General features: G+C 55.2%; 19 protein-coding genes. 7 read left to right on the plus strand and 12 right to left on the minus strand.

From position 1 onward, the window contains the following. Nucleotides 1-96 precede the first annotated feature (96 nt). Nucleotides 97-951 (minus strand): hypothetical protein, encoded by an 855-nt coding sequence (locus TMES_RS03065; RefSeq protein ID WP_085579266.1) that lies wholly within the window; start codon nucleotides 949-951, stop codon nucleotides 97-99. 240 nt (nucleotides 952-1,191) lie between these two features. Here TMES_RS03065 and TMES_RS03070 point away from each other — a divergent pair, with 240 nt between their 5' ends. Together TMES_RS03070 and TMES_RS03075 are read left to right on the plus strand one after the other, a co-directional pair. After that, entirely contained in the window at nucleotides 1,192-2,196 is a 1,005-nt protein-coding gene (locus TMES_RS03070; RefSeq protein ID WP_085579268.1) for an asparaginase, read from the plus strand. A gap of 43 nt (nucleotides 2,197-2,239) precedes the next feature. Continuing rightward, nucleotides 2,240-2,557, plus strand: coding sequence for a YnfA family protein (locus TMES_RS03075; protein WP_085579269.1), 318 nt, complete (start codon nucleotides 2,240-2,242; stop codon nucleotides 2,555-2,557). 277 nt (nucleotides 2,558-2,834) lie between these two features. Here the strand turns inward: TMES_RS03075 and TMES_RS03080 are convergent, their stop codons facing one another. Genes TMES_RS03080 through TMES_RS03090 form a run of 3 tightly spaced genes read right to left on the minus strand, consistent with a single transcriptional unit; the run spans nucleotide 2,835 to nucleotide 6,792 of the window. After that, nucleotides 2,835-4,253, minus strand: coding sequence for a two-component system sensor histidine kinase NtrB (locus TMES_RS03080; protein ID WP_085579271.1), 1,419 nt, complete (start codon nucleotides 4,251-4,253; stop codon nucleotides 2,835-2,837). A gap of 16 nt (nucleotides 4,254-4,269) precedes the next feature. Continuing rightward, on the minus strand, nucleotides 4,270-5,553 hold the full coding sequence (locus TMES_RS03085; protein ID WP_085579273.1) for an HD domain-containing phosphohydrolase: 1,284 nt from the start codon (nucleotides 5,551-5,553) through the stop codon (nucleotides 4,270-4,272). An 18-nt stretch (nucleotides 5,554-5,571) separates the two neighbouring features. Continuing rightward, nucleotides 5,572-6,792 (minus strand): response regulator, encoded by a 1,221-nt coding sequence (locus tag TMES_RS03090; RefSeq protein WP_085579275.1) that lies wholly within the window; start codon nucleotides 6,790-6,792, stop codon nucleotides 5,572-5,574. Between the two features lie 428 nt (nucleotides 6,793-7,220). On the opposite strand from TMES_RS03090, the gene TMES_RS03095 reads away from it, so the two are divergent. After that, complete coding sequence (locus TMES_RS03095) at nucleotides 7,221-8,492, plus strand: pentapeptide repeat-containing protein (protein WP_085579277.1); 1,272 nt, start codon at nucleotides 7,221-7,223, stop codon at nucleotides 8,490-8,492. Between the two features lie 175 nt (nucleotides 8,493-8,667). Here TMES_RS03095 and argJ read toward each other — a convergent pair whose 3' ends face one another. The 4 genes from argJ to TMES_RS03120 form a co-directional block, all read right to left on the minus strand. After that, complete coding sequence (argJ, locus tag TMES_RS03100) at nucleotides 8,668-9,897, minus strand: bifunctional glutamate N-acetyltransferase/amino-acid acetyltransferase ArgJ (RefSeq protein ID WP_085579279.1); 1,230 nt, start codon at nucleotides 9,895-9,897, stop codon at nucleotides 8,668-8,670. 161 nt (nucleotides 9,898-10,058) lie between these two features. After that, the gene (locus TMES_RS03105; RefSeq protein ID WP_085579281.1) at nucleotides 10,059-10,898 is read right to left on the minus strand and encodes a peptidylprolyl isomerase; all 840 of its coding nucleotides are present in this window, start codon (nucleotides 10,896-10,898) and stop codon (nucleotides 10,059-10,061) included. A 498-nt stretch (nucleotides 10,899-11,396) separates the two neighbouring features. Further along, the gene (locus TMES_RS03115; RefSeq protein WP_085579285.1) at nucleotides 11,397-12,524 is read right to left on the minus strand and encodes a hypothetical protein; all 1,128 of its coding nucleotides are present in this window, start codon (nucleotides 12,522-12,524) and stop codon (nucleotides 11,397-11,399) included. Nucleotides 12,525-12,564: 40 nt separating this feature from the next. Next, nucleotides 12,565-13,695: a hypothetical protein gene (locus tag TMES_RS03120; protein WP_085579287.1), complete on the minus strand. Its 1,131-nt coding sequence runs from the start codon at nucleotides 13,693-13,695 to the stop codon at nucleotides 12,565-12,567. Between the two features lie 303 nt (nucleotides 13,696-13,998). Between TMES_RS03120 and secA the strand changes: the two genes are divergently transcribed. After that, nucleotides 13,999-16,707, plus strand: coding sequence for a preprotein translocase subunit SecA (secA, locus tag TMES_RS03125; RefSeq protein WP_085579847.1), 2,709 nt, complete (start codon nucleotides 13,999-14,001; stop codon nucleotides 16,705-16,707). 117 nt (nucleotides 16,708-16,824) lie between these two features. Here secA and TMES_RS03130 read toward each other — a convergent pair whose 3' ends face one another. Further along, a complete protein-coding gene (locus tag TMES_RS03130; protein WP_085579289.1) occupies nucleotides 16,825-17,727 on the minus strand; it encodes an alpha/beta hydrolase in 903 nt (300 codons plus the stop codon). A 134-nt stretch (nucleotides 17,728-17,861) separates the two neighbouring features. On the opposite strand from TMES_RS03130, the gene mutT reads away from it, so the two are divergent. From mutT to TMES_RS03145, 3 genes are all read left to right on the plus strand, one after another. Beyond that, nucleotides 17,862-18,293, plus strand: coding sequence for an 8-oxo-dGTP diphosphatase MutT (gene mutT / locus TMES_RS03135; protein ID WP_085579291.1), 432 nt, complete (start codon nucleotides 17,862-17,864; stop codon nucleotides 18,291-18,293). Between the two features lie 185 nt (nucleotides 18,294-18,478). Continuing rightward, entirely contained in the window at nucleotides 18,479-19,240 is a 762-nt protein-coding gene (locus TMES_RS03140) for a competence/damage-inducible protein A (RefSeq protein ID WP_085579293.1), read from the plus strand. A gap of 49 nt (nucleotides 19,241-19,289) precedes the next feature. Then, a complete protein-coding gene (locus TMES_RS03145) occupies nucleotides 19,290-19,625 on the plus strand; it encodes a hypothetical protein (protein ID WP_143589511.1) in 336 nt (111 codons plus the stop codon). A 39-nt stretch (nucleotides 19,626-19,664) separates the two neighbouring features. Here TMES_RS03145 and TMES_RS03150 read toward each other — a convergent pair whose 3' ends face one another. The 3 genes from TMES_RS03150 to TMES_RS03160 form a co-directional block, all read right to left on the minus strand. Further along, nucleotides 19,665-19,913 carry a hypothetical protein gene (locus TMES_RS03150; protein WP_085579295.1) on the minus strand — a complete coding sequence of 83 codons (249 nt, stop codon included), beginning with the start codon at nucleotides 19,911-19,913 and terminating at the stop codon, nucleotides 19,665-19,667. Nucleotides 19,914-19,962: 49 nt separating this feature from the next. Continuing rightward, nucleotides 19,963-20,673: a 5,6-dimethylbenzimidazole synthase gene (gene bluB, locus TMES_RS03155; protein ID WP_085579297.1), complete on the minus strand. Its 711-nt coding sequence runs from the start codon at nucleotides 20,671-20,673 to the stop codon at nucleotides 19,963-19,965. 198 nt (nucleotides 20,674-20,871) lie between these two features. Then, the gene (locus tag TMES_RS03160) at nucleotides 20,872-22,263 is read right to left on the minus strand and encodes an autotransporter domain-containing protein (protein ID WP_085579299.1); all 1,392 of its coding nucleotides are present in this window, start codon (nucleotides 22,261-22,263) and stop codon (nucleotides 20,872-20,874) included. Between the last annotated feature and the right edge of the window lie 142 nt (nucleotides 22,264-22,405).

A 22,405-nucleotide genomic window follows, 5' to 3' on the forward strand; every position in this document is an offset into this window, starting at 1 on the left:
CGAGGCCCAAGGCGCTGGTCGTTAATCGTTGGGGTCAACGCGCGGCGGGTACTGGCAAGGAAGGGCATTTAACCTGCTTCCCTGCCAGAGTGCATATTACTGTGTGGCTTGTTGTTGTTGCGCAATGTTGAAAAAGGGATCGCAACAGGTGCCATCAGGCGTGCAGCCATATGCCGGGGTCGGGTCTGGGGTAAAATCGGCCTGTTTCCATTGTTTGTAATGGGCGGGCGTAAAATAGATCAGGTTATTGACGTAATCATAAACGATGCGCCCGTCAGCGGCAGCAAAGGCGTATTGATCGTCCCACTGATCTTCCATCTGGGTAAATTCGACATAACCGGTTAGCGGAATGTCGTCTTGCCCCACCTTGGAAAACCGTGCGGCGTAATAGTTCCAGCGCTGGCTGTTGGTCATGCCGCCGGTTGTATTTAGCGTATCCATAACTTCGGCGCGATTTTGGGTTTTTAGCACCTCGGTCATATGAATTTCGTTGTCAAACCCTGAAATATCAAGGACAGGCAAATGATCCAGCGCATTGCCGTGCGGGGACCGTGCCGCATTTTGCCAATAGGCAGGGTTAAGGGCAAAGGGGCCGTCAATATCGGCAGGGGGATAAAAATGTCCGGCGGCGATCTCGCCCAGATCATAAGCCAGCAGGGATTTGGCCATTTGTTGCAGGCCATTGGTCAGCACTGCGCGGTTAACATCAACAGTGGGAATAACCAGCCCCGACAGGGTGTTGGTTGACGCCGCCTGAATGTTGGCGGGTAAAGCACCCCACTGATTACATTGATCAACCGGCCATTCTTTTCCCTGCCCGACAGGGGACCGGCCCGACCATAGCTGGGATATCGCATCCTGGGGACTAAGCCATTTATCCTCGGCGATGGCGGGCGACGCGACGCTTTGCAGCATGATAATGCCGCAAAGGACGAACAGGGGTCGTTTCATAACTTGATACTCCCGATATTGGTGAAAGGGCTGATCGCAATACACCCTGTTATCGGGATGCCGGAAGGATGGGGGAACGGGACCGATTCCCCTGTAAGGTGTTGGAAGGGCAAATCGCCGCCGCATTAATGCTGCGGGGCATCCGTGAACGGTTCTTGCCTTTTACCGGTTATTTCAGGCATAGGAGAGGGCAGTATTCTGTGCCAGATATAACCCGTCCCCCCATCAGCGGAGCCCGTCATGACCGATATCGCCAACCCGATCCTTGTTGAAGCCACCCGTGGCACCATGGTCGAAAGTTTTCATCGCGGGCGCTATGTGGTGATGAAGGCCGATGGCACGGTGATCGAACAAGGTGGCGATATTGATGCGCTGATGTATCCGCGCTCCGCCATCAAGCCCTTGCTGGCAATTCCAATGGTTGAAAGCGGTGCGGCAGACGCGTTTGAACTGGAAGACCAGCATATTGCGCTGGCCTGTTCGTCGCATAATGGCGAGGAACGCCATGCGCATACCGTGGCGGCGTGGCTGGAAAAACTGGGTTTATCGGTTGATACGCTGGAATGCGCGCCGCATTATTCGTTGCGCCTGGCATCGGCGATTGAACAGGCGGTGGACCATGTGCAATTGACCAAGGCGCATAACAACTGTTCGGGCAAACATTCGGGCTTTTTGACAACGGCAGTGCATCTGGGGGAAGACCCGACAGGCTATATCAACGAAGCCCACCCGGTGCAGCAACGTTTGATCCGTATTTTGGAAGAAATGGGCGATTGTGATTTGTCATCCGCGCCGCGCGGTATCGATGGTTGCGGTATCCCCGTTATTGGCATGCGCTTGCGCGATTTGGGCCTGGCCATGGCCCGCATGGCAGATACCAGCGGGCTGGCCCCGGCGCGCGCGCAAGCAATTGCCCGCATTCGCAAGGGCTGTGCCGCCGATCCGTTTATGGTGGCGGGCACCGGGCGTTTTTGCACCAAGGTGATGGAAGTGTGTGGCACCGATGCCCTGGTCAAGGTTGGGGCCGAAGGCGTTTATTGCGCAGCATTTCCGCAACAAGGGTTGGGCGTGGCCCTGAAAATTGACGATGGCGCACAGCGCGGTGCCGAGGTGGCAATGGGGGCCTTGTTGCGCCGCCATGGCGTGATTGACGATGCCCGTGCCGAAATTTTAAAAGACAGCCTGACCCCGGTTTTAACCAACTGGGCAGGCAAATATGCCGGTGACATGCGCCCGGCCTTTTAAGGCCGGGTAAAAGTGTGCTGCTAAAAAGACAAGGGGCACCAACATGTCATTGTTGTTTTATGGTATCGCGGCCATCGCCGAAATTGCCGGGTGTTTTGCCTTCTGGATGGGGCTGCGCGCGGGCAAACCGCTGTGGTGGATTGCCCCGGGAATTATTGCGCTGGTGATTTTTGCCAGCGTGCTGACCCGGGTTGATGCCGCCTTTGCCGGGCGGGCGTTTGCCGCCTATGGCGGGGTTTATATTGCCGCGTCCCTGGTGTGGTTATGGGTGATAGAGGGCATACGCCCGGACCGTTGGGATATGGTCGGGGCGGCAATGTGCGTGGCCGGGGCGATGGTTATTTTGTTCGCCCCGCGCTAAAGTATCCGTTTTAATCAAGACTGTTTTATAGTCCATTTTGTTTGTTTTTGGCGTGTCATTTGGCAAGGCACAGCGCGCTGCGCGATGCGGCGCATCGGGCGAGCGGTGTAACGCCGCCAAACACCGCCAAAAACAAACCCTGCGGGCCGGTGCAGCCTACCGCCTGGCCGCGTCGAAATCCTTGTCCGTAAACCCATTACGCTCTGCGGACTTCTCCTTGCCAGGCGGTAGACTGCATCGGCAAAATGGATCTTATTAAAACGGATACTTTAGCGGCCTATTTTTTGGTTTTGGTGCCGCTTCTGTCTTCGCCGGGCAGCAACACATGAAACGTGGTGCCTTTGCCGGTTTGCGTTTCAAACCAGATGCGCCCGCCATGTTTGATTTGCACAATATCATGGGTAATCGCCAATCCCTGACCGGTCCCTTTGCCAACTTCCTTGGTGGTGAAAAACGGATTAAAGATCTTTGATCGGCTTTCCTTGGCGATGCCGGAACCATTGTCGGTGATGCTCACCAGAATTTGGTCATCAAGGGCCGTGGTTTTGATGTGAATATGGCCTTCCTCGGGGCTGCGGCCCGCTGTTTCAATAGCTTGGGCGGCATTGACAATCAGGTTGAGAAACACCTGGTTTATTTCGTTTATGAAACACGGAATATGCGGCAATTCCGGGTCGAATTCCTCGGTCAGGCGGGCACTGTGTTTCCATTCGTTGCGCGAAATCACAATGACGTTGGACAAGATGCGGTTGATGTCGGTGGCGGTTTTTTCGCTGCTGCCGGGGTGGGAAAATTCCTTCATCGACAACACAATGCGGGCCACCTGGTTAATCCCGTCCAGCGATTGCTGGGTGGCGTGGGGAATTTCATCAAGCAGAAATTCCAGATCAGCATCGCGCATTTGTTTGGAAAATTCGTGAAAGGTGCCATCGGGCAGGCTATCGCGATGTTTCCACAAGGTTTGCAGGGCGGACCCCAACAAGCGCGATAGTGATCCATAACTGTCATTAAGGAATTTCAGATTATCGCGAATATACTGGCTGGGTGTGTTGATTTCATGGGCAATGCCGCCAGCCAAGTGGCCAATGGCCTCAAGTTTCTGGGCTTCGCGCAATTCCCCTTCCAGTTTTTTGTGCGATTCCTCGGCTTTTTTGCGTCGGGTAATATCGCGGAAAATATACAAAAAGCTGGTTTCGCCCATGAAATGCGCCGGGCTGACGATCACCTCCATCGGGAAGCTGTCGCCATCGCGGCGCTGGCCCATGGTTTCGGTGTAATCATAGCGCAAAACACCGCTGCTGATATTGATACAGCGGTTTAACAGGCGATGGCGGACGGTGTTTTTGCGGTCGATAAACATTTCGTCGGCACCGGTTTGCGACAGATGTTGGCGCGATGCCCGCAACAGGTCGCACGCCGATTTGTTGCAATCCTGAATGCGCCCGACGCCATCAACAATCAGAATGCCTTCTACAACGCTGTCCAGAATGGTTTGTAACCGCTGTTCCGATTCCCGGTGGCGTTTTTTCTGGGCTTCGATCAGCATTTCAACACGCGCCGCCTGATCGGTTGGCAAGCCAAGCTCGCGCACCGCCGCAATCAGATCAAAATCCGCTTTGTCGGCGGGCGTCAGAATGTCTTTTTGGTCGGGTGGCGTTACAAAGGCACTGTTGGTCTGCACCGTCGAAGCACTCATGTTTCAGACCTTTGGTTTACGTGGTGGCCGCAGGCGTTGCGGGCCGTGTGGTTTTTTTAACATCATCTGCCGGTGCGTCGCTTGCGTTTTCCGGGGTGGGTTTGGCCACATCGGTGCCGCGTTTGGTCGATTTGCCACCCCGGCGAATTTCAATGGGTTCGCGAAATTTGTGCAGCCGCTCGAAGGTGCGCAGGCGTTGCAACTGAACCTCGGAAATGAAATTGCCGTGGGTGAGCAAAACACGGTTTTCGGTGGTTTCGATGTCGGTTAAAAGAAAGTCATTAACCCGTATTTCTTTGATGTTGACGGTTATTTCCTGCCCGTCGGGATAAATGCTTTCGTCATAAACCGTATCAATTACAGCAAGGCTTGTGCGCAGGCGCGCCAGCAAATCGGGATCATAACGATCTTTATGATACAGCAATTCGTCAAAATCCTGCGGCAAGGGAAGCTCCCCGCGCACGCGTTCGGCCAACTGGTTTAAAATGCGCAATACCCGCGCGCCAAGCGGAATATCGGTGCCATGCGGCCCTTTTTCAGGAAATCCGGTGCCATCGAAATTACGGTTCTGCATGCGGATAATGTTGGCGACAGGCTCCAGACGCGGAATATTGGCAACCAGTTTGGCCGCAACCTCGGGGGTGCGTTTGACAATGTCGCGTTCAAGCGGTTGCAACGGTTTGTCGCTGGACAGACGGCTAAGAAGATCTGGCGGTAGCGATACCATTCCGATCGGGCACAGTAATGCAGCCAGCCCCAATTCCCAGGGCTGGGGATATTCGATGTCGGCGGCGACCTGGTCGCACCATGTTTTAACCCGCATGGCCCGGCCAAAAATGGTCGGGTTCAACTGGGCCAGAACATCGGTCAGAACTTTGATGCTGCCTGCCAGCGATTGCTCGATCAGGTTGCGTTCAGAAGTGATCAACTGATGCTGGCGCAGGGCGGCACGAATGCCGGATTCCAGCATTTCATCATCGCAGGGTTTGTTGAAAAACCGGAAAATACTGCCACGGTTAATGGCATCAATTGCCGTGGCCTGATCGGCATTGCCGGTCAACATCATGCCAACAGTTTCGGGATATTTTTTGGCGATGGTTTCAAGCAATTGTACGCCGCTCATGCCGGGCATGCGCATGTCGGCGATGCACACAGCAAAGGGGCCTTCCTCGGCTAACACCTTCAGGGCCTGTTCACCGCCCACGGCGACTGACAAATCGAACTTGCCACGCATGTTGCGCTGTACGCCGCGCAGCAAGTTTTGGTCGTCGTCGACAAAAAGAATCTTGTTCGTTTCCATGGCACCCTCCTTTTCTGATTATCTGGTCAGGGTCTTGTATTGATTATTTACCTTGGTGGCGATTTCGCGCCAGGTTTCAAGCCTGCCGGTTTTGCCGATGGCCTCAAGATAGGCCATGTCGATCTGGTCGGGATATTGCGACGCCTGCGTCGGATTGTTAATATCGCGACACAGCATCTGGGCAAAATACAGGGCCGAAAGCGGGGTCATGGTGCGTTCTGGCACATCGGCCGGGCGATGATGAAAGGCCACGGCCTGCACCACGGGGCCGGGAAACCCCCATAACCCCAAAAGATAAGCCCCGATTTCGGGATGGGCTGCGCCAAAGACTTCTTCTTCGGCGGTAATGATCGACACATTGTCGCGTTCGACATGTGCCATTACCTGTTCCATTTCCTGTGTGCGGTTCATCAACAGCACCAGACTGCCAATATGGCTGAGCATGCCTGCCGAAGGCACCATCATCGACATTTGTTTGCCCAATCCTTCGGCCTCGGCGATCAGGGCGGCGGTCACCCCGATTTGCTGGCTGCGATGGCACAAAAGGTTCAGGCGCCGGGTGATGTGCCCCGGCCCCTTGAAACCTTGAAAAAGACCGACAAACAGGGCCAGCGATTTCAGGGTATCCATGCCGATCATACGCACGGCATGCGAGACCGAGCTTATTTTTTGCGTAATGGCAAAATAGGCGGAATTGGTCAGTTTCAGGACTTCTGCCGTTAAGGCAATATCAGCCGAAACAATCGATGTGATGCGGTCATTCCCGGCCATCGGGTCTTCAAGGGTTTTGACCAGTCGCATATAGGTGTCGGGTGGCGAGGCAAGGGCATCTATCCCTGATATCAGGGCGCGCAAGCCGGGGCGCTGCAACATGCCTTTTAATTCCAGCGCATGTTCGATGGTTTCAATCAGCAATCCCTCGTCGCAGGGTTTGGCCAGATACTGGTGCGCCGGGCCAACCGTGCGCAGGATGGCTTCGTCCTCGGCAAATCCTGACAGGATGATGCGGGTGGCCTCGGGATGGCTAATACGGATTTTTTCGAGCAAGGTCGAGCCATCCATGCCCGGCATACGCATATCACTGACCACAACATCGATGCTGTTTTGGGCGCACATCTCCAGCGCCATTTTGCCGCTGAGGGCAAAATGGGTTTTCCAGCCGGGCCGCTTTGCATGCAACCTGCGCCGTAATCCGTTTAAAATGTTTTCTTCGTCATCGACGAATAGGACCTGGTTCATCAAAAATTCCTGCGAAACAGAACAACGCGCTGCCTGTCATATCTGGGGTGTGGTCGCCCCGAAAAAAAGGTAACGCGCCGTTAAATGCTTTTTCCCTGTTATAAGCCGGGATTCGCGTTTGTCGTGTGTTTTCGAGGGCGCTAATACGCCATGGTTGATCTTATCGGTTTAAATCAACGGCATGATCCATCCCTAAATGAGGATATTTTTTGGCCAACCTCCTGTTTCCATGATCATTAGGCTTTTTTCAATCGGAACCTATCCTTAGGGGGTGGTTTAAAATTGTAAAAAACCTGTTCTATTGTTTAATCTCCACCATGCAAAAAAAACCGCTTTGCGGGAAAAAAGGATGTTGGAACGCAGACCGGGCCAAGCAATGGCGTATAAAAACAAAAACCGGTTTCTTATGTTGCGGGGGGAAGGAAAAGGTGAGCGCACGCGAAGAACTTTACGAAGCCATTCGCCTTCATCAGGCATTTATCGCGCGCAAGCCCGGCGGAAAACGGTTGCAATTGCGCAACGCCAATTTGTCGCGGTTAAAGGCGCGACGGTTAAGCTTTGCCAATGCCGTTATTCCGGGGACCAATTTTATTCAGGCCATCCTGCATGATGTGCGGTTTGATTTTGCCGATCTGTTTGCGTGTAACTTTGTCGAGGCCGATCTGGAAGGATCGTTTTTTAACCGCGCCGATATGCGCGGGGTTAATATGGCGCGCAGCCGGTTATGTGATACCGATTTTACCGAGGCCGACCTGCGGGCAGGCTCCATTATCATTCTGGAATCGGGGCAGGAAAAACAGATTAACCGGCGCAGCGACCTGAGCGGTGCCGATTTGTCCGGGGCGCGGATGTGGGGCACCAACCTTGCCAATGCCAATATGACCGCGACCAAATTGCACAATGTCGATATGAGCGAAGCCAACATGTTTGCCGTTAATCTTGAAGGGGCCGATCTGAGCGGCTGCAAGATGAACGGGGCCAAGCTGAAAAACGCCAATCTGAAGGGGGCCCGGTTAAAATTTGTTGATCTGACCGGGGCTGACTTGAGCGGGGTTAACTTGCGCAATGTTGATTTGTCCGAGGTCGATTTAACCCGCTGTAACACCAATGGTGCCATCGGGGTTAAACGCGGCCCCAAACTGCCTGATTCCATTCAGGAACGGATCGACCAGCATGCCGACTGGATCAGCAGCAACGGCCAAAACGGAAACCCCCTGAACGTCGCGGGCGAGGACCTGTCGGGGGTTGATTTTTCGGGCAGCGACCTGACCGGGGCGTGCTTTGATGAGTGCAATTTACGCGATACCAAATTTATGGATGCCGTGCTGATGCTGACATCGTTTCGCAATGCCAATATGGAGGGGGCGAAACTGACGGGCGCCCATTGCGCGGGCGTGCGCATGACCGGGGCCAAACTGGACCGGGCGGTGTTGCTTGGCGCGCAGTTTGATGTTGTCGCCCAGCGCGATGCCAGCGGAAAGGCCACCGGCGAAAGCTGGAAAGCCGATTTAAGCAATGCCAGCCTGTTGCAGTGTGATGTGCGCAATGTTCGCTTTGTGGAAACCCGGTTGGGCAATGTGCAGTTTCGCGGGGCCAATGTATCGGGGGCCAGCTTTAAAAATTGCGATATCGAGGGGGCCGATTTTGAAGGCTGCAACCTGCATGCGGCCCTGACCCCGATTGGCCCCAAACCAATGTAACAGGGCATGGGGTGCTGGCCGTTGACCCGGCGCGCTGTGTGTGGCCGCAACATTTGCGCAACGGGCCGTCACGGGCAAGAAAAAGGCGACACAGGGTATGTGAGCGCCTTTGTCGTTTGATGCCGGGATTATGCGGCGGGTTCGTCGCCGCTGCTTTTTAAAAATGCCGGGCGGCTTAGCTGCGGTAATCGGCGTTGATGGAAATATATCCATGCGTTAAATCGCAGGTCCAGACGGTGGCGCTGCCATTGCCAAAACCCAGATCAACATCAATGTCGATATACTGGCCCTTGATATGGGCGGTGACCGGGGCTTCATCAAAATCGGCAACCCGTTCGCCCTTGTGCGCCAACGGAATGCCGCCGATCGACACCGTTAATTTGTTCGGGTCGGCCATCACACCGCATTTACCGACCGCCATCACAATCCGGCCCCAGTTGGCATCTTCGCCGGCAATTGCGGTTTTAACCAGCGGGGAATTGGCAATCGCCTTGGCCGCTGTTTTGGCTTCGGCGTCATTTAGCGCGCTGGTGACATTGATGGTGATAAACTTGCTGGCCCCTTCGCCATCGCGCACGATCTGATGGGCAAGATCAACCAGAACGGTTTCAAGGGCGGTTTTAAACCCGGCCAGATCAGCCCCGTTGGCATCGTCAAATTCGGCATTCCCGGCGGCACCCGTGGCGGCACACAGCAAGGTATCGGATGTGGATGTATCGCTATCAACCGTGATGGCGTTAAAGCTGCGGCCATTACAGTCGGCCAGCATGGCCTGCAAGGTGGCATGGGGAATTTTGGCATCGGTAAAAACAAATGCCAGCATGGTTGCCATGTTGGGTTCGATCATGCCCGACCCCTTGGCGATCCCGGCAAGTTTCACCGGTGTCCCGCCAATGTCGGCGGTGGCGGTGGCACCCTTGGCAAAGGTATCGGTGGTCATGATCGCGCGGGCGGCATCCATCCAGGATGCCTTGTCTTCCATCATGGCGGGCAGGGCATCGGTAATGCGGTTTGCAGTGGCCGGTTCGCCAATTACGCCGGTCGATGCGGTGAAAACCTCGTTTTTTTCGCACGACAAAAGCTTGCAGGTGGCGGTTACTTCGTCGGCGACAAACTGTTCGCCCGCCTTGCCGGTAAAGGCAATGGAATTGCCGGCATTAACCAGAAACGCCCGTCCCGTTCCGCCGCGCAGGGCTTCGCGGCCCCAGCGCACAGCAGCCGATGCGGTGGTTGATGTGGTGAAAACAGCGGCAACACTGGTGCCGGTGGCCAGTTCGGCCAGTAACACATCCGGCCGCCCCTTATAGCGAATGCCAAGGGTTGCAGTATGCAGCGTCACGCCGCCAATTTCTGGCAATTGGGGAAAAGCAGCCGGGGCAAGCGGCGAAACGGTATGTGCAGCCATGTGTTTAATGTCCCTTGTCTGGCCGGGCGAAACCGGGAAGGTAAAATATGGTATGGCGATGCCGGGCATCGTCATAAAAAACGGGGCAGGCCGTTTGGCCAACCCCGTCTGGTCATTTGGCAATCAAGCCCGATAAAACGCCACTTGGCGGTACCGGGTGCTTAGTTGCTTTTTTTGGTGTCCGGGGTTTCCAGGGTGTTGTCGACATCTGCTTTTTCGCGCAAATCGGCAACCAGCTTTTTGTAGGTTTCCTGGGTCATTTCCGCGGCCAGCTCGGTATGTTTTTCTTCAAATGTCGGCTGTTCGCCTTTTTTGGTTTCTTCAACCTTGATCACGTGCCAGCCAAACTGGGTTTTAACCGGTTCCTTGCTGTAGCTGCCCGGCTCCATGTTGAACGCGGCTTCGGCAAATTCGGGGACCATCTGGTCGTGGCTGAAAAAGCCGAGATCACCACCGGTCGGGCCGGACGGGCCGGTTGATTTTTCTTTGGCCAGGGCGGCAAAATCCGCACCGTCATCAAGTTCCTTGATCACGGCTTTGGCGTCTTCTTCGGTTTTCAGCAAGATGTGACGGGCATGAACCTGCATTTCCGGTTCGTTGGTTTTAATGAACGCGTCATAGCGTTCTTTAACCGCTTCATCGGTCACAACCTTGGCAATTTCGCGGTCAAGGTAGGTTTCGGCAACAATGCGGCGTTTCATCGCAGCAACGCGGTCTTTAACTTCGGCATCGTCGCCAAGGCCGGCTTTTTCGCCCGCCATGGTCATCAGGCGCTGGCTGATTTCGCGGTCCAGCAACATCGGCTTTAACGCTTCGAACGGATACTGGCGATACTGTGCCGGAAGACCCTGCTGCGTGGCGCGCACTTCGGATTCCATAATTTTTTCGCCGTTAACGGTCGCCAGAACCTTGTCTTCGGCCGGGGCAGAATCCTGCGCCATGGCCGGGGATGCAAAAAGGACCGTGGCCAGCGAAGCAGCGAGAAGGGTTTTACGCAGCATGTTGTCTCCAGATTTATTTATTAAGGGCCGGTTGACCCTGTTCCTGTTATCTTACGGGTAAATCATATCCTTTATCACGGCACAAGAGGCAGCCCGCCAATGTCACGGTTTTTTCCCGGTTGGCTGGCGCAAAAGTGATAATGAACTGATTTCTGCCCACCCGATAACCCCGTAATACGGCAATTTAAGGGACGCGCCGTGCCAATGACGTGCCAAAAAGGGCAGTCGCGGCATTTTCGGGCAGGCAAGGCAGGGGATCCCATGGCGGCCAAACGATGCAAGAGACACCGTGTCGGAGGCGCATGGCGGCAGGGGTTCCTGCCAGAATGGGGTGGGTGCCTGAATAACAGAACCGGCCATATAACAGAACCGGCCATTGTTGCCGCCTGGTCCGACCCGCTATGCCATGACAACGAAGGTCGTCCCGGCCCGATATTCAAGCGGTGTTCCGCCAGATAGCAGACCGGAATGTGCTGGTTTGGGGTGGGGGCGACGGGCTTATGCTTCGGTGTCGAGCAATACTTCGCCAACTTTTCCCACACCGCCATCATCGCGCACAAACTGCCCTTCGGCGGCCAGTGTGCCACCAACAAGGCGTTGCGATAACGGGGTTATGGCCGACAGGCGAATGCTGGCGATGCCTTCGTCTTGCAGGCTGGACTGCGAGCCATCGGCATGCAGCAAAATCAGCGATGAAAAAACCTTGTCCTGCGCATCGATTTTGCCGTCGCTGTTGTCGTCATAGGTGGCCAGTTCGGCAAAGCCGTCGGCGGCACCGTTCTGGTCGCCAAAAAGTTCGCGGCCATCATCGATTTTGCCGTTGTTGTTTTTATCAAGTGCCAGCAACGCATCATTGCCGGTTACCCAGGCGGCCTGACTGGCGGTACCATCGCCGTCCAGATCAAATATTGCGCCATCGCGCAGGGCGGTAATATCGATGCCGTTGCCATCCAGATCCAGTATCAGCGGGTCTTGCTGGGTGACATTGCTCACTTCCATGCGGATCTGGCTGACGCGCACCTGTAAATCATTGATCGATATCCGGGTGCTGCTGCCATTGCTGGTGCTGCTGGCTTGTAAATTGGTTTGGCTAAATTGCAGCTCCACGTTGCTCGCCACCAGTGAAAACCCGCTTGCTGCCTGCCCCGATTGTGCCATCGACGCTGCAAAATTGCCGCCTGTGCCAATAGCTTTGCCAATACCGTCGGCATTGGCCGCCCCGGTAAGCTGATCGGCCATTTCGCGGGCCTTGGCCGGGGGAATGCCCAGCATCGCCAGCACGATCAAGGCGTCGCGGTTCATCCGGCGCGAGGCATCGTTAATCGCCTCACCGCCGCCCGTCGTAAGATGCAGCATTTTCGACATTTGCGACGACACCGCCTCCCCGACCGAACGGGTTGATGTGGCGGTGTTGCCTGTGGTTGCGGCATTGCTGTTTCCGGCATTAACTGACGATTGTGTTAAACGTGCCGCCATCGATTGTGCATTAACCGAAATGGCACTGGCCGCCGAACGGCTTTTTGATGCCGCGATATTAAGCACGCTTGCGGTTTGGCCGGTCTGCTGTAATGAAACCAGGCTGCTGGCCCGGCCTTGCGCGGAATTGTTAAGATTAAGCGAAACCATCGGCTGTCTCCATGATGACAGCGTTTCAGAAACAGGCGGTTCAGGCCGTTACACTGCTCGTATCATCATTGGCCGCAATCGACAGCTTGTTGCCATCGGGCATCTGGAAGGTTGGCGTATTGCCATCATTCCCAGCCCGTCCTAACGGTAACAGCAATTCGATTCCCAGTTTGGTAACCGGTTTATCGACGCCGTTTTCGTCGGGTTGCATCAATTGCTGAACATCGCGCACAATCACGGCGGCCTGCTTCATCAACTGTGCATGAAGGTCGCTTGCGTGTTTTATGGCCAGATCGGCGGCACTGGGGCCTGCCGGGGTGGCTGCGGTACCGGTCCCGGTATCTGTGCCAGAGGCCGCGGCTGCATCCTTGTCGCTGGTGGCATTGGCGGCACTGGAATCACCCGTGGTGCGTTCGAGAAGGTCTTTGATAAAATCGGCCACGCCCGACCCGTTAATATCAAACAGCAACCCGCCATCGCCCGCCCCGGCCGACTGGCCCAGGCTGTTAACAAGGCTTCCCGCTCCCAAACCATTCAGGGCAGTGCCAAGCGCGCCCATGGCGGCCCCGGCACTGTTGCCAATGGCGGAAACCGCAACCCGCGAAACTTCAAGTTTGCTGGTGTTGTAGCTAAAGGAAAAGTCGCCGGTGGTGTTGTCTATGCTGATATCAAGCGACTGGGCGGCAAACATGGCAGACTCGGCAAAGCCGGTGGCCGATGCATTGCCGTTGCTATAGGCGATATCGCTGCGCGAATGGCTGGCGACGGCCTGCTTGAAAGAAAAATCAAAATTATCCGTGCCCGATGCCATGTCCTTGATGTCATCAAACAGGGCCTGTGTGGCGGCGGCGGCGTCACTGTCGCTCATGCCAGACAGGGCAAACATTTCCGTTACACTGTCTTTGATCAGGTCGAGCGACGATGAAAGCGCATCCTTGCCCAGCCCGTCGGCGGAAACCAGCGGATTGGCGGTGGTTGCAGCGGGCTTATCGCTGCTTTGTGTCGCACTGATGGCCTGGGGCGAGAGCGATAACCGGTCAACCGCCTGTGACGCAGGGCGACCAAGGCGCGATCCCGTGTCAGAATCGGTGCCGTGGCCCAGGGTTAACCGGGCATCTGTCGTGGGAATTGATCCGCCACGCAGCGGGCCAAACGCGGATATGTCCGCCATTGCATCCTCCTCCTGAGGCACAATACCGCACGATCAAGCGCAAAATTTGCTGTGTCGGGCGATATGTTCGGGCTACTTGCCCGGTTTTAAAAACTTAAGGTTTCATCATAATGTGTTTTTACGCCTATCTCAAGGACCAAAAACCGCCAGATCTATACGTAATGATAAGAATGCGTGCATTCCATATGCATCTTAGTGGTTCGTTCCGTTGACAGATCAAAGTCAGGGTTCTATCTGTGATCGGGCCGGTGTATGTACCGTGACCCGTCTTTTGTTATTTTCATTTTATCCAGGAACGTTTTAATGCTCGGCGTCATTGCCCGGAAAATTTTCGGTTCAGCTAACGATCGTGAAATCAAAGCCCTTCGGGCCACGGTCGAGCAAATCAACGCCTTGGAACCCGAGGTCGAAAAACTGTCTGACGAGGATCTGCGCGCCCGGACCGACTGGCTGCGCGATCGTCTGAATAACGGTGAGACCCCAGAACAGGTTCTGCCCGATGCCTATGCCACGGTGCGCGAAGCCGCGAAACGTGTGCGGGGCGAACGCCATTACGATGTGCAGCTAACGGGCGGTATTGTTCTTAACAACAGCAAAATCGCCGAAATGAAAACCGGCGAAGGTAAAACGCTGGTGTCGACCTTGCCGGTTTATCTTAATGCGCTGTCGGGCAAGGGCGTTCACGTTGTGACGGTCAACGACTATCTGGCCCGTCGCGATGCGGAATGGATGGGGCAGGTTTACGGATTCCTTGGTATGTCGGTTGGCGTGATCATGCACGGCATGACCGATGACCAGCGCCGGGCCGCCTATCGTTGTGACATCACCTATGCCACCAACAACGAACTTGGCTTTGATTATCTGCGCGACAACATGAAATTCCGTCTGGAAGACATGGTTCAGCGCGAATTCAATTATGCCATCGTCGATGAAGTCGACTCGATCCTGGTCGATGAAGCCCGGACCCCGCTGATTATTTCCGGCCCCGCCGAAGATGGCTCTGCCATGTATCTGGCGGTCGATCAGCTGATTCCAAAGCTGGTCGAAGCCGATTACGAAAAAGACGAAAAGGCCCGTGCGGTTACCCTGACCGAAGAAGGCACCGAACATGCCGAACAGCTTTTGGGCGAAATGGGCATCCTGACCGAAGGCACCCTGTACGACATCGCCAACGTTCATCTGGTGCACCACACCAACCAGGCGCTGCGGGCCCACAAACTGTTCCAGCGCGATACCGATTACATCGTCAAGGACGGCAAGGTTGTCATTATTGATGAATTTACTGGTCGCATGATGGAAGGCCGCCGTTATTCGGACGGGCTGCATCAGGCACTTGAAGCCAAGGAACGGGTTGACGTTCAAAACGAAAACCAGACTTTGGCCTCGATCACGTTCCAGAATTATTTCCGTCTCTATCCCAAGCTGGCCGGTATGACCGGTACGGCGATGACTGAAGCCGAAGAATTTGAAGAAATTTACGGCCTCAGCGTGGTGGAAATTCCCACCCATCGCCCGATTGCCCGTAAGGATTACGACGACGAAATTTACCGGACTGCGGAAGAAAAATGGGATGCCATTGCTGATTTGCTGGTCGAATGCCATGCCCGCCAGCAACCGTCGCTGGTCGGAACGGTGTCGATTGAAAAATCGGAAATGCTTAGCGCGCTTTTGAAAAAGCGGAATATTCCGCACGAAATTTTGAACGCCAAGCAGCACGAACGCGAAGCCTATATCGTGGCCCAGGCGGGTGCGCCCGGTGTCATTACGATCGCCACCAACATGGCCGGTCGCGGCACCGACATCAAGCTGGGCGGCAACGTGGAAATGCGGGCCGAACTGGAACTGGTCGATGTGCCCGATGCCGAACGTGAAGCTGGTATCGAACGCATTCGACTGGAAGTGATCGAAGATCAGAAAAAGGTTCTGGCCGCCGGTGGCCTGTTTGTGATTGCAACCGAACGCCACGAATCGCGCCGGATTGATAACCAGCTGCGCGGTCGTTCCGGTCGCCAGGGCGACCCGGGGGCATCGAAATTCTTCCTGTCACTGGAAGATGACCTGATGCGTATTTTCGGGTCCGAGCGCATGGACAGCATGTTGCAAAAACTGGGTCTGGAAAAGGGCGAGGCGATCTACCATCCGTGGATCAACAAGGCACTTGAAAAGGCCCAGCAGAAAGTTGAAGGCCGTAACTTCGACATTCGTAAAAACCTTTTGAAATTTGACGACGTGATGAATGACCAGCGTAAGGTCATTTATGAACAGCGCCGCGATTTGATGCAGGCCAAGGACGTTGCCGAAGACGTTGCCGAAATGCGGGCCGAAGTGATTGAAGGCATTGTTGCCCGCCATTGCCCGGAAAAGATTTACCCGGAACAGTGGGAAGCAACCTCGCTGCATGAAGAATGCCTGCGCCTGTTTGGTCTGGACCTGCCGGTGATCGACTGGATCAAGGAAGAAGGCATTGATCCGACCGTGGTGCATGAACGCATTGCCAAGGCGGTCGATTCGAAAATGGCCGCCAAGGTTGCTAATTATGGCAGTGACATTATCCGTCAGGTCGAAAAAAGCCTGCTTTTGCAGTTACTTGACCAGTCGTGGAAAGATCACCTTCTGGCACTGGACCATTTGCGTCAGGGCATTGGTCTGCGCGCCTATGGCCAGCGTGACCCGCTTAACGAGTTCAAGCGTGAAGCCTTTAACCTGTTTGAAGAAATGCTGGGTATGTTGCGTGAACGTGTGACACAGATGCTGTCGCATGTTGAATTGCAGTCCACCCCGCGCCCCGAAGACCTGGAACCGCGCCGCCAGCAGCAAATGCAGGAAAACCATCCTGCACCTGAAGGCGATTCAGCGGCCGCCACGGCCGCCGAGGAACGCCAGCAGCGTCAGGGCAGTGGCGTCGCCGTTGATGCCAACGACCCCTCGACCTGGGGCCGGGTGTCGCGCAATGCCCCATGCCCGTGTGGTTCGGGCAAAAAATACAAACATTGCCACGGCCAGCTTGCCTGATTGGCGGCAATGACCTGATTTTAAAAAAACGCGCTGTGTCAAAACAGCGCGTTTTTTTGTTGCTTATGCTGACGTCGCGTAAGGCGGGATGGGGCCAAAATTGGGGCCTGCATGGGCTTAACGCGTTCGTGCTGCGGATGTTGTTATGGTTGATGATGCGTTTACTGGTGCAACCCGTGCCAAAAAATGCCCGATGGGTGCGGTAATACGCGTATCACCAGTTAAAAACGTGCCCAGCCCCACCACGGTGCCGACATGCCCGGTGCCGGGGATTGTTACCAGCTTTGCATCCGGGGCCAAGGCGGCCAGCCGGATTGAATTGCGCGGGAAAACCGTGTGGTCATCCTCGCCGGTTATCAGCAATAGCGGCGGCATGTCATGCAGGTCCTGATTAACCGGTTGGCTGTCGTCGGCCCCGGTGGTGCCAAAGGCAATTTTGGTGGCGCTGACATCATAGGGGTAAAAGTCATACGGGCCGGAAAGGCCGATAATCCCGGCAATATCGGCGCGTTTCATGCCAACATCGCGCAAAAAATCGCGGTTGGCCACCAGTTGCACGGCGTTATAGGCCCCGGCACTGTGCCCGGCCAAAACCAGTTCGGTGCGGCTGATATTTTCCGGGTGGCTGGCGGCGTATGTGTGGGCAAAGGCAACGGCCATTGCGCCATCGGTAATAAAGGCCGGGTAATGCACAGCGGGCACCAGCCGGTAATCGGGAATGGCAACAGCATAGCCCATATCGACAAACCGTTTGGCAACAAAGGCGTATTTGCGTTTATCGCCCGAATCCCACGATCCGCCATAAAACCATACAATCAACGGGGCGGGGCGTTGATGTGCCGGTGGCAGGTAAATATCGATTTTTTGCCGGGCATCGGGGCCATAGGGCAGGTCGGCCCGGTCCGGCGTCAGGTTGCCGGCTTGCAGGCTGTTAAACGCCCCTAGTTTGTCGCATCCCGCCAAAAGCAGGGTGGCAAGCAGGGCATTGGTGGCGATTATAAACAGTTTTGGGCGGGGCATGGCACCGGGACATTGTTATGGATATGTTTGACTATACGTAAAAAAACGCCAAAAGGATCGCATCCCCTCTTGGCGGAAAATCGCTGGCGCGATAAAAAAGCCGTATGACAGTTCAAAAACCAGATAGCGGCTGCATGTCGGTCGATTTACGCAAAGGCCGTGTGCCCGAACGTACCGTATTTGTCAGTGCCGTCGCACTGGTCGATGTCGATCATCGCGTGTTAATCGCACAGCGCCCCGAAGGCAAATCGATGGCCGGGCTGTGGGAATTTCCCGGTGGCAAGGTCGAGGTCGGGGAAACGCCGGAAATGGCCCTGGTACGCGAGCTGAAAGAAGAGCTTGATATCGACATTACCGAAAGCTGTCTGGCACCGTTCACCTTTGCATCGTTCACCTATGACGATTTTCATTTGATGATGCCGCTTTATTTGTGCCGGGTCTGGAAGGGTGAAATTCGCCCGATGGAAGGGCAGGCGGTAAAATGGGTGCGGCCCCTTCGGTTAAGTGATTATCCTATGCCTCCGGCCGATGTGCCGCTGGTGGCAATGCTGCGCGACTTTTTATAATCGTTTCCGTCATTTGGTGTGGTCGGCGCATTTGGGGACGGGGAACACTTGACCGGCCGGTTTTTATGGCAGGGCGGTGCCATTTGCGGCATTGGTACGGCTGGCAAAAACGCTGGTAGGTGCCTATTTGAATTTTCAGGCGTGCCGGTCCCGGCGTGCGGTTCCTTACAAAATACGAGGGTGTTATGTCCAAAACTGTTCGCGCCTGCCTGTTGATTATTGGTAACGAAATTCTTTCGGGCCGCACCCACGATAAAAACCTGCCTTATCTGGCCGAACAGCTAAACGAGCTTGGTGTGCGTCTGGCTGAAACCCGCGTGATCCCCGATATTACCCAAACGATTATCGACACCGTTAATGAATGCCGGGCAAAGTTTGATTATGTCTTTACCACCGGCGGCATTGGCCCGACCCATGATGATATAACATCGGATTGCATTGCCGCAGCCTTTGGCGTGCCGCTGGATTTAAACGACGAAGCGGTAAAAATGCTGCGCAGCAATTATGCCAACCCCGATGTGGATTTGAACGAAGCCCGCCTGCGCATGGCGCGCATTCCGCGCGGGGCCGAACTGGTGGAAAACCCGGTCAGCAAGGCACCGGGATACCGGATGGAAAATGTCTATGTCATGGCCGGTGTGCCCATGATCATGCAGGCGATGTTTCAGGGCATCAAACATCAGCTGGTGGGGGGCAAACCCATGCTGTCAGGCTCGGTCGGCGGGTATATCCCCGAGGGCATGATTGCCGAGGTTTTGGGGAAAATTCAGGATGAATTCAAAAATACTGATATAGGGTCCTATCCGTTCTTGCGCGAAGGGAAACTAGGGACCACATTGGTGGTGCGCGGCGAAGAACAGGCCGATGTGGACGCTGCAGTTTCGCGTATTACCGATGCCATTATCGGTTTTGGTCGCGAAGTTGTGGCCGACGAACCCGCATCGTAAATTTTCCCTGCGCAAACCGGCCCGTCTGTGACCAGAAAGGTTTTCGGTGATGCATCAACAGGTAAAGCCCGGCCAAATTCCGCCGCACAAACCCGGCGACGAATTGAAAATCATCAAATTTATGCTAACGCACATGATGTATGGCGGGGTTGGCTCGGTCGTGTTCGGGGTTTTGGTGCTGTATTTTGATATTGGCGGCATCTGGACGCTGGCATCGGCGTCGCGCGATATGCCGGTTTTTATCTTTTTGCTGTTTTTTGGCGTGTTCATCACCTTTGGCGGCATCAGCATGGGGGCCGGGGTGATGTTGCTGGGCAGTTTTTCCGATAATGACGAATATGATGATGAACGCCGTCATCACAAAAACGACGATGGCGCGAATTAACGCGCCATCAAAAACATGGTACCGGCTGGTTCGTGCCGTTCAGGGGCGGTCTGCCTTGCTTTTCTTGCGCACAAAATGCGCAATCACCATGCCGACAATCCAGCAGCCCAGCGGCACGGAAAAGATATAATCAAACATTGGGTCGCTGGTGTTGCCCTTGGTGATCATGACGATATAGCCGACCCAGCACGCGGTCAGCAAATAGCCCATGATTTTGAAATAATGGCCGTTTGACAGTTTCTTTTCTTGTGCTTCAGGCTGTTTTTGCCCGGCCGGTTCACCCGTCATTGTGATATTCCCTGATATTTTATTTTACGAAATGTGAGGATGTCGAGCGCTACCGTTCCAGTGTCAGGTCTTGCGGGTCTATCCGGTCCTGCCAGCCATGGCGCACCAGTTCGGGCACCACATGGTCTTCCTCGGGATAGCCAATACATAAATAAGCAATCAGCCGCCAATGTTCTGGCACTTCAAGGGCTTGTTGCACGGTTTTGGGCTCTAAAATGCTGACCCAGCCAACCCCGATGCCCTTAACCCGGGCGGCCAGCCATAAAAGCTGCACGGCGGCCACGGCAGAATAATCAAGCATTTCGGGCATGGTTTTACGGCCCAGCCCCATGCCGGCTTCGGTTTCTTCATCGGCAAAAACGGCAAGTTGCACCGGGGCCTGGTCCATTCCCTGCAATTTCAGCGAGGCATAAAGCCGGGCGCGTTCGCCGTGATAATCGTCCAGGGCCTGCTGATTGGCGCGCTCGAAACTGTCGCGGATCGCCTTGCGCCGTTCGGGCGCGTTAACCTTCACAAACCGCCATGGCTGGCAATTCCCCACCGACGGGGCCAGGCAGGCCTCGGCGATCAGCCCGTCAATATCGGCTTTGGGCAGCGGGTCGGTGCGAAACCGGCGCACATCACGGCGCCATAACAGCAAATCAATGAATTGCTGTTGAAAGGCATGGTCAAACACCGGTGGCGTCAGGTTTTCGCTGCCTTTTGGGGTATGCGAATTGCTGGTGGTTGCCGGGGAAATGGTGTCGTCAGTCTGGGTCATGCTTGGGGCCTGGCGCGCTAAAATAAATCTATTCGCACCCTAGGGGCTTTTGCCGCCAAATAGAAGCAATCAGTTCATATTTGTCGCTCGCGTATTGCCCGATAGCGGGCGGGTGGCCGGGCCGGGACGGTTGATTTTGCGGGCCGGGGGCCGCATCATAACATGGTGGCACGGCCAGATATGTGACCGGCCCATAATTTACATATTAAAGCTGATTGTTAACAGACCCGAAAGCGGGTCTTTGTCGGTTTGATCAAACGTCACGGTCTGGTTTATTTCCAGGCCGACATGGCCCGAAAGCTCGGTCCAGTAATGATCAATGCCACCGCCCAGTTTGACCGCATCACTGTCGCGTTCGGTGTTAACAAACGGTTGCAGGGTGCCATAATCGCGCGGGAGGATGGTTGAAAAGCGCAATTCGCCTTTTACCCCTTCATAGGGCTGGTCGCCAGGTGTGAAATCGCGAAACGCTTCTAGCGATGCATTAAGACCAAGCGGCGTATAATTATAGTCGGTCCCGGTAAAATAACGCCGGGACTGGTCGCGGCCATACCCCTCGTTCAAGACCGACATGGTTTGGTTCTCGCCAAGAAAGGGCGTCAGGATATGATCGCCCATTTCAATGCGATACCGCGCCTCGGCTTCGGAATCAAACAAGGTGGATGACGCAATATGGCCCGAAACAATTTCGCCGTTGGGGGTGAAATGTTTGCCGTAAGACTCGCGCGCCGTAATCAGGTTGCCGCTTAAGCGCAGGCTCAGCGGCGTTTGCCCCAGATTTTGCTCGGCATCAAACCCGACAGAGCCTGAATAGGTCATGCTGGAACTGGTATTTTCATAGCTGCTTGCCATACCGGTGCGCGTAATGTCGCTGCTGCCAATGCCAAGGCTGCCATTCAGTTTGAGCCAGTCGGTCATGCGAGACAGGAAATAAGGCGAAAAGGTAACGTTATTTTCCCGATACAGGGTCTGGCGGGCGGCAATGTCGCTTGCTGTGCTGCCCCAGCCAATGGCAATGCCGACAATGGTGGATGTATCAATGCGGTAATCCACCCCGGTATCAACCGCAATGACATCGCCATCAAGGCCGGGGTTAAAGCCATCATGGGTAATCCGGTTATCAATGCTTTGGCGCGTCCCATGCACCCAGATGCTCATGGCGCGTTCGGTGGCACGGTCCTGGGTTGGAAAAGACCCGTTCGCACTGTCAAAATCAATCCGTTCGGCAAGTGATCCCAGCGCGTCCCGCCCGCTATAGCTTTCGATTTGCGATGCCACATCGGTGCCCAGTGCCAGGGCGTCGTCGGGCTGGTCCTGGGGGGCGATGCTGCCATCAAGAAACAGCGGTTGCAGGGTATCGGCGACGAAATTTCCGTCTAGCCGGTCAGACAGCCGGTCAAGGTGGCCCAGCCGGTTTTTGGTGCGAGTCATGGTTTCGGTACGCAAGATCGGCGATTCGGTTGTGCGCAGGTATTTATCCTGGGCGGCAAGGGCAGGCGTAATCCACGGCGGAACACCCCGGCCAGATGGCAGGGTGGAAACGGCAACGCAGGCTGTGCTAATGGCTATGATGCTCCAGCGCAGTTTCATTGTCTGGTGTTTCTCATGTCGCGGTTTTGCGGCAAAATGCCGCCCTTATTGTTCGCCGCCGGTGGTTTGTAACCGGCAAAAATTGCGTATTTTGCGAGGAAGATCGTCCCTGTAATTCATTGGTTCCCCTTTTGGTGATAGC

The organism is Thalassospira mesophila, assembly GCF_002115755.1.
GTDB lineage: Bacteria > Pseudomonadota > Alphaproteobacteria > Rhodospirillales > Thalassospiraceae > Thalassospira > Thalassospira mesophila.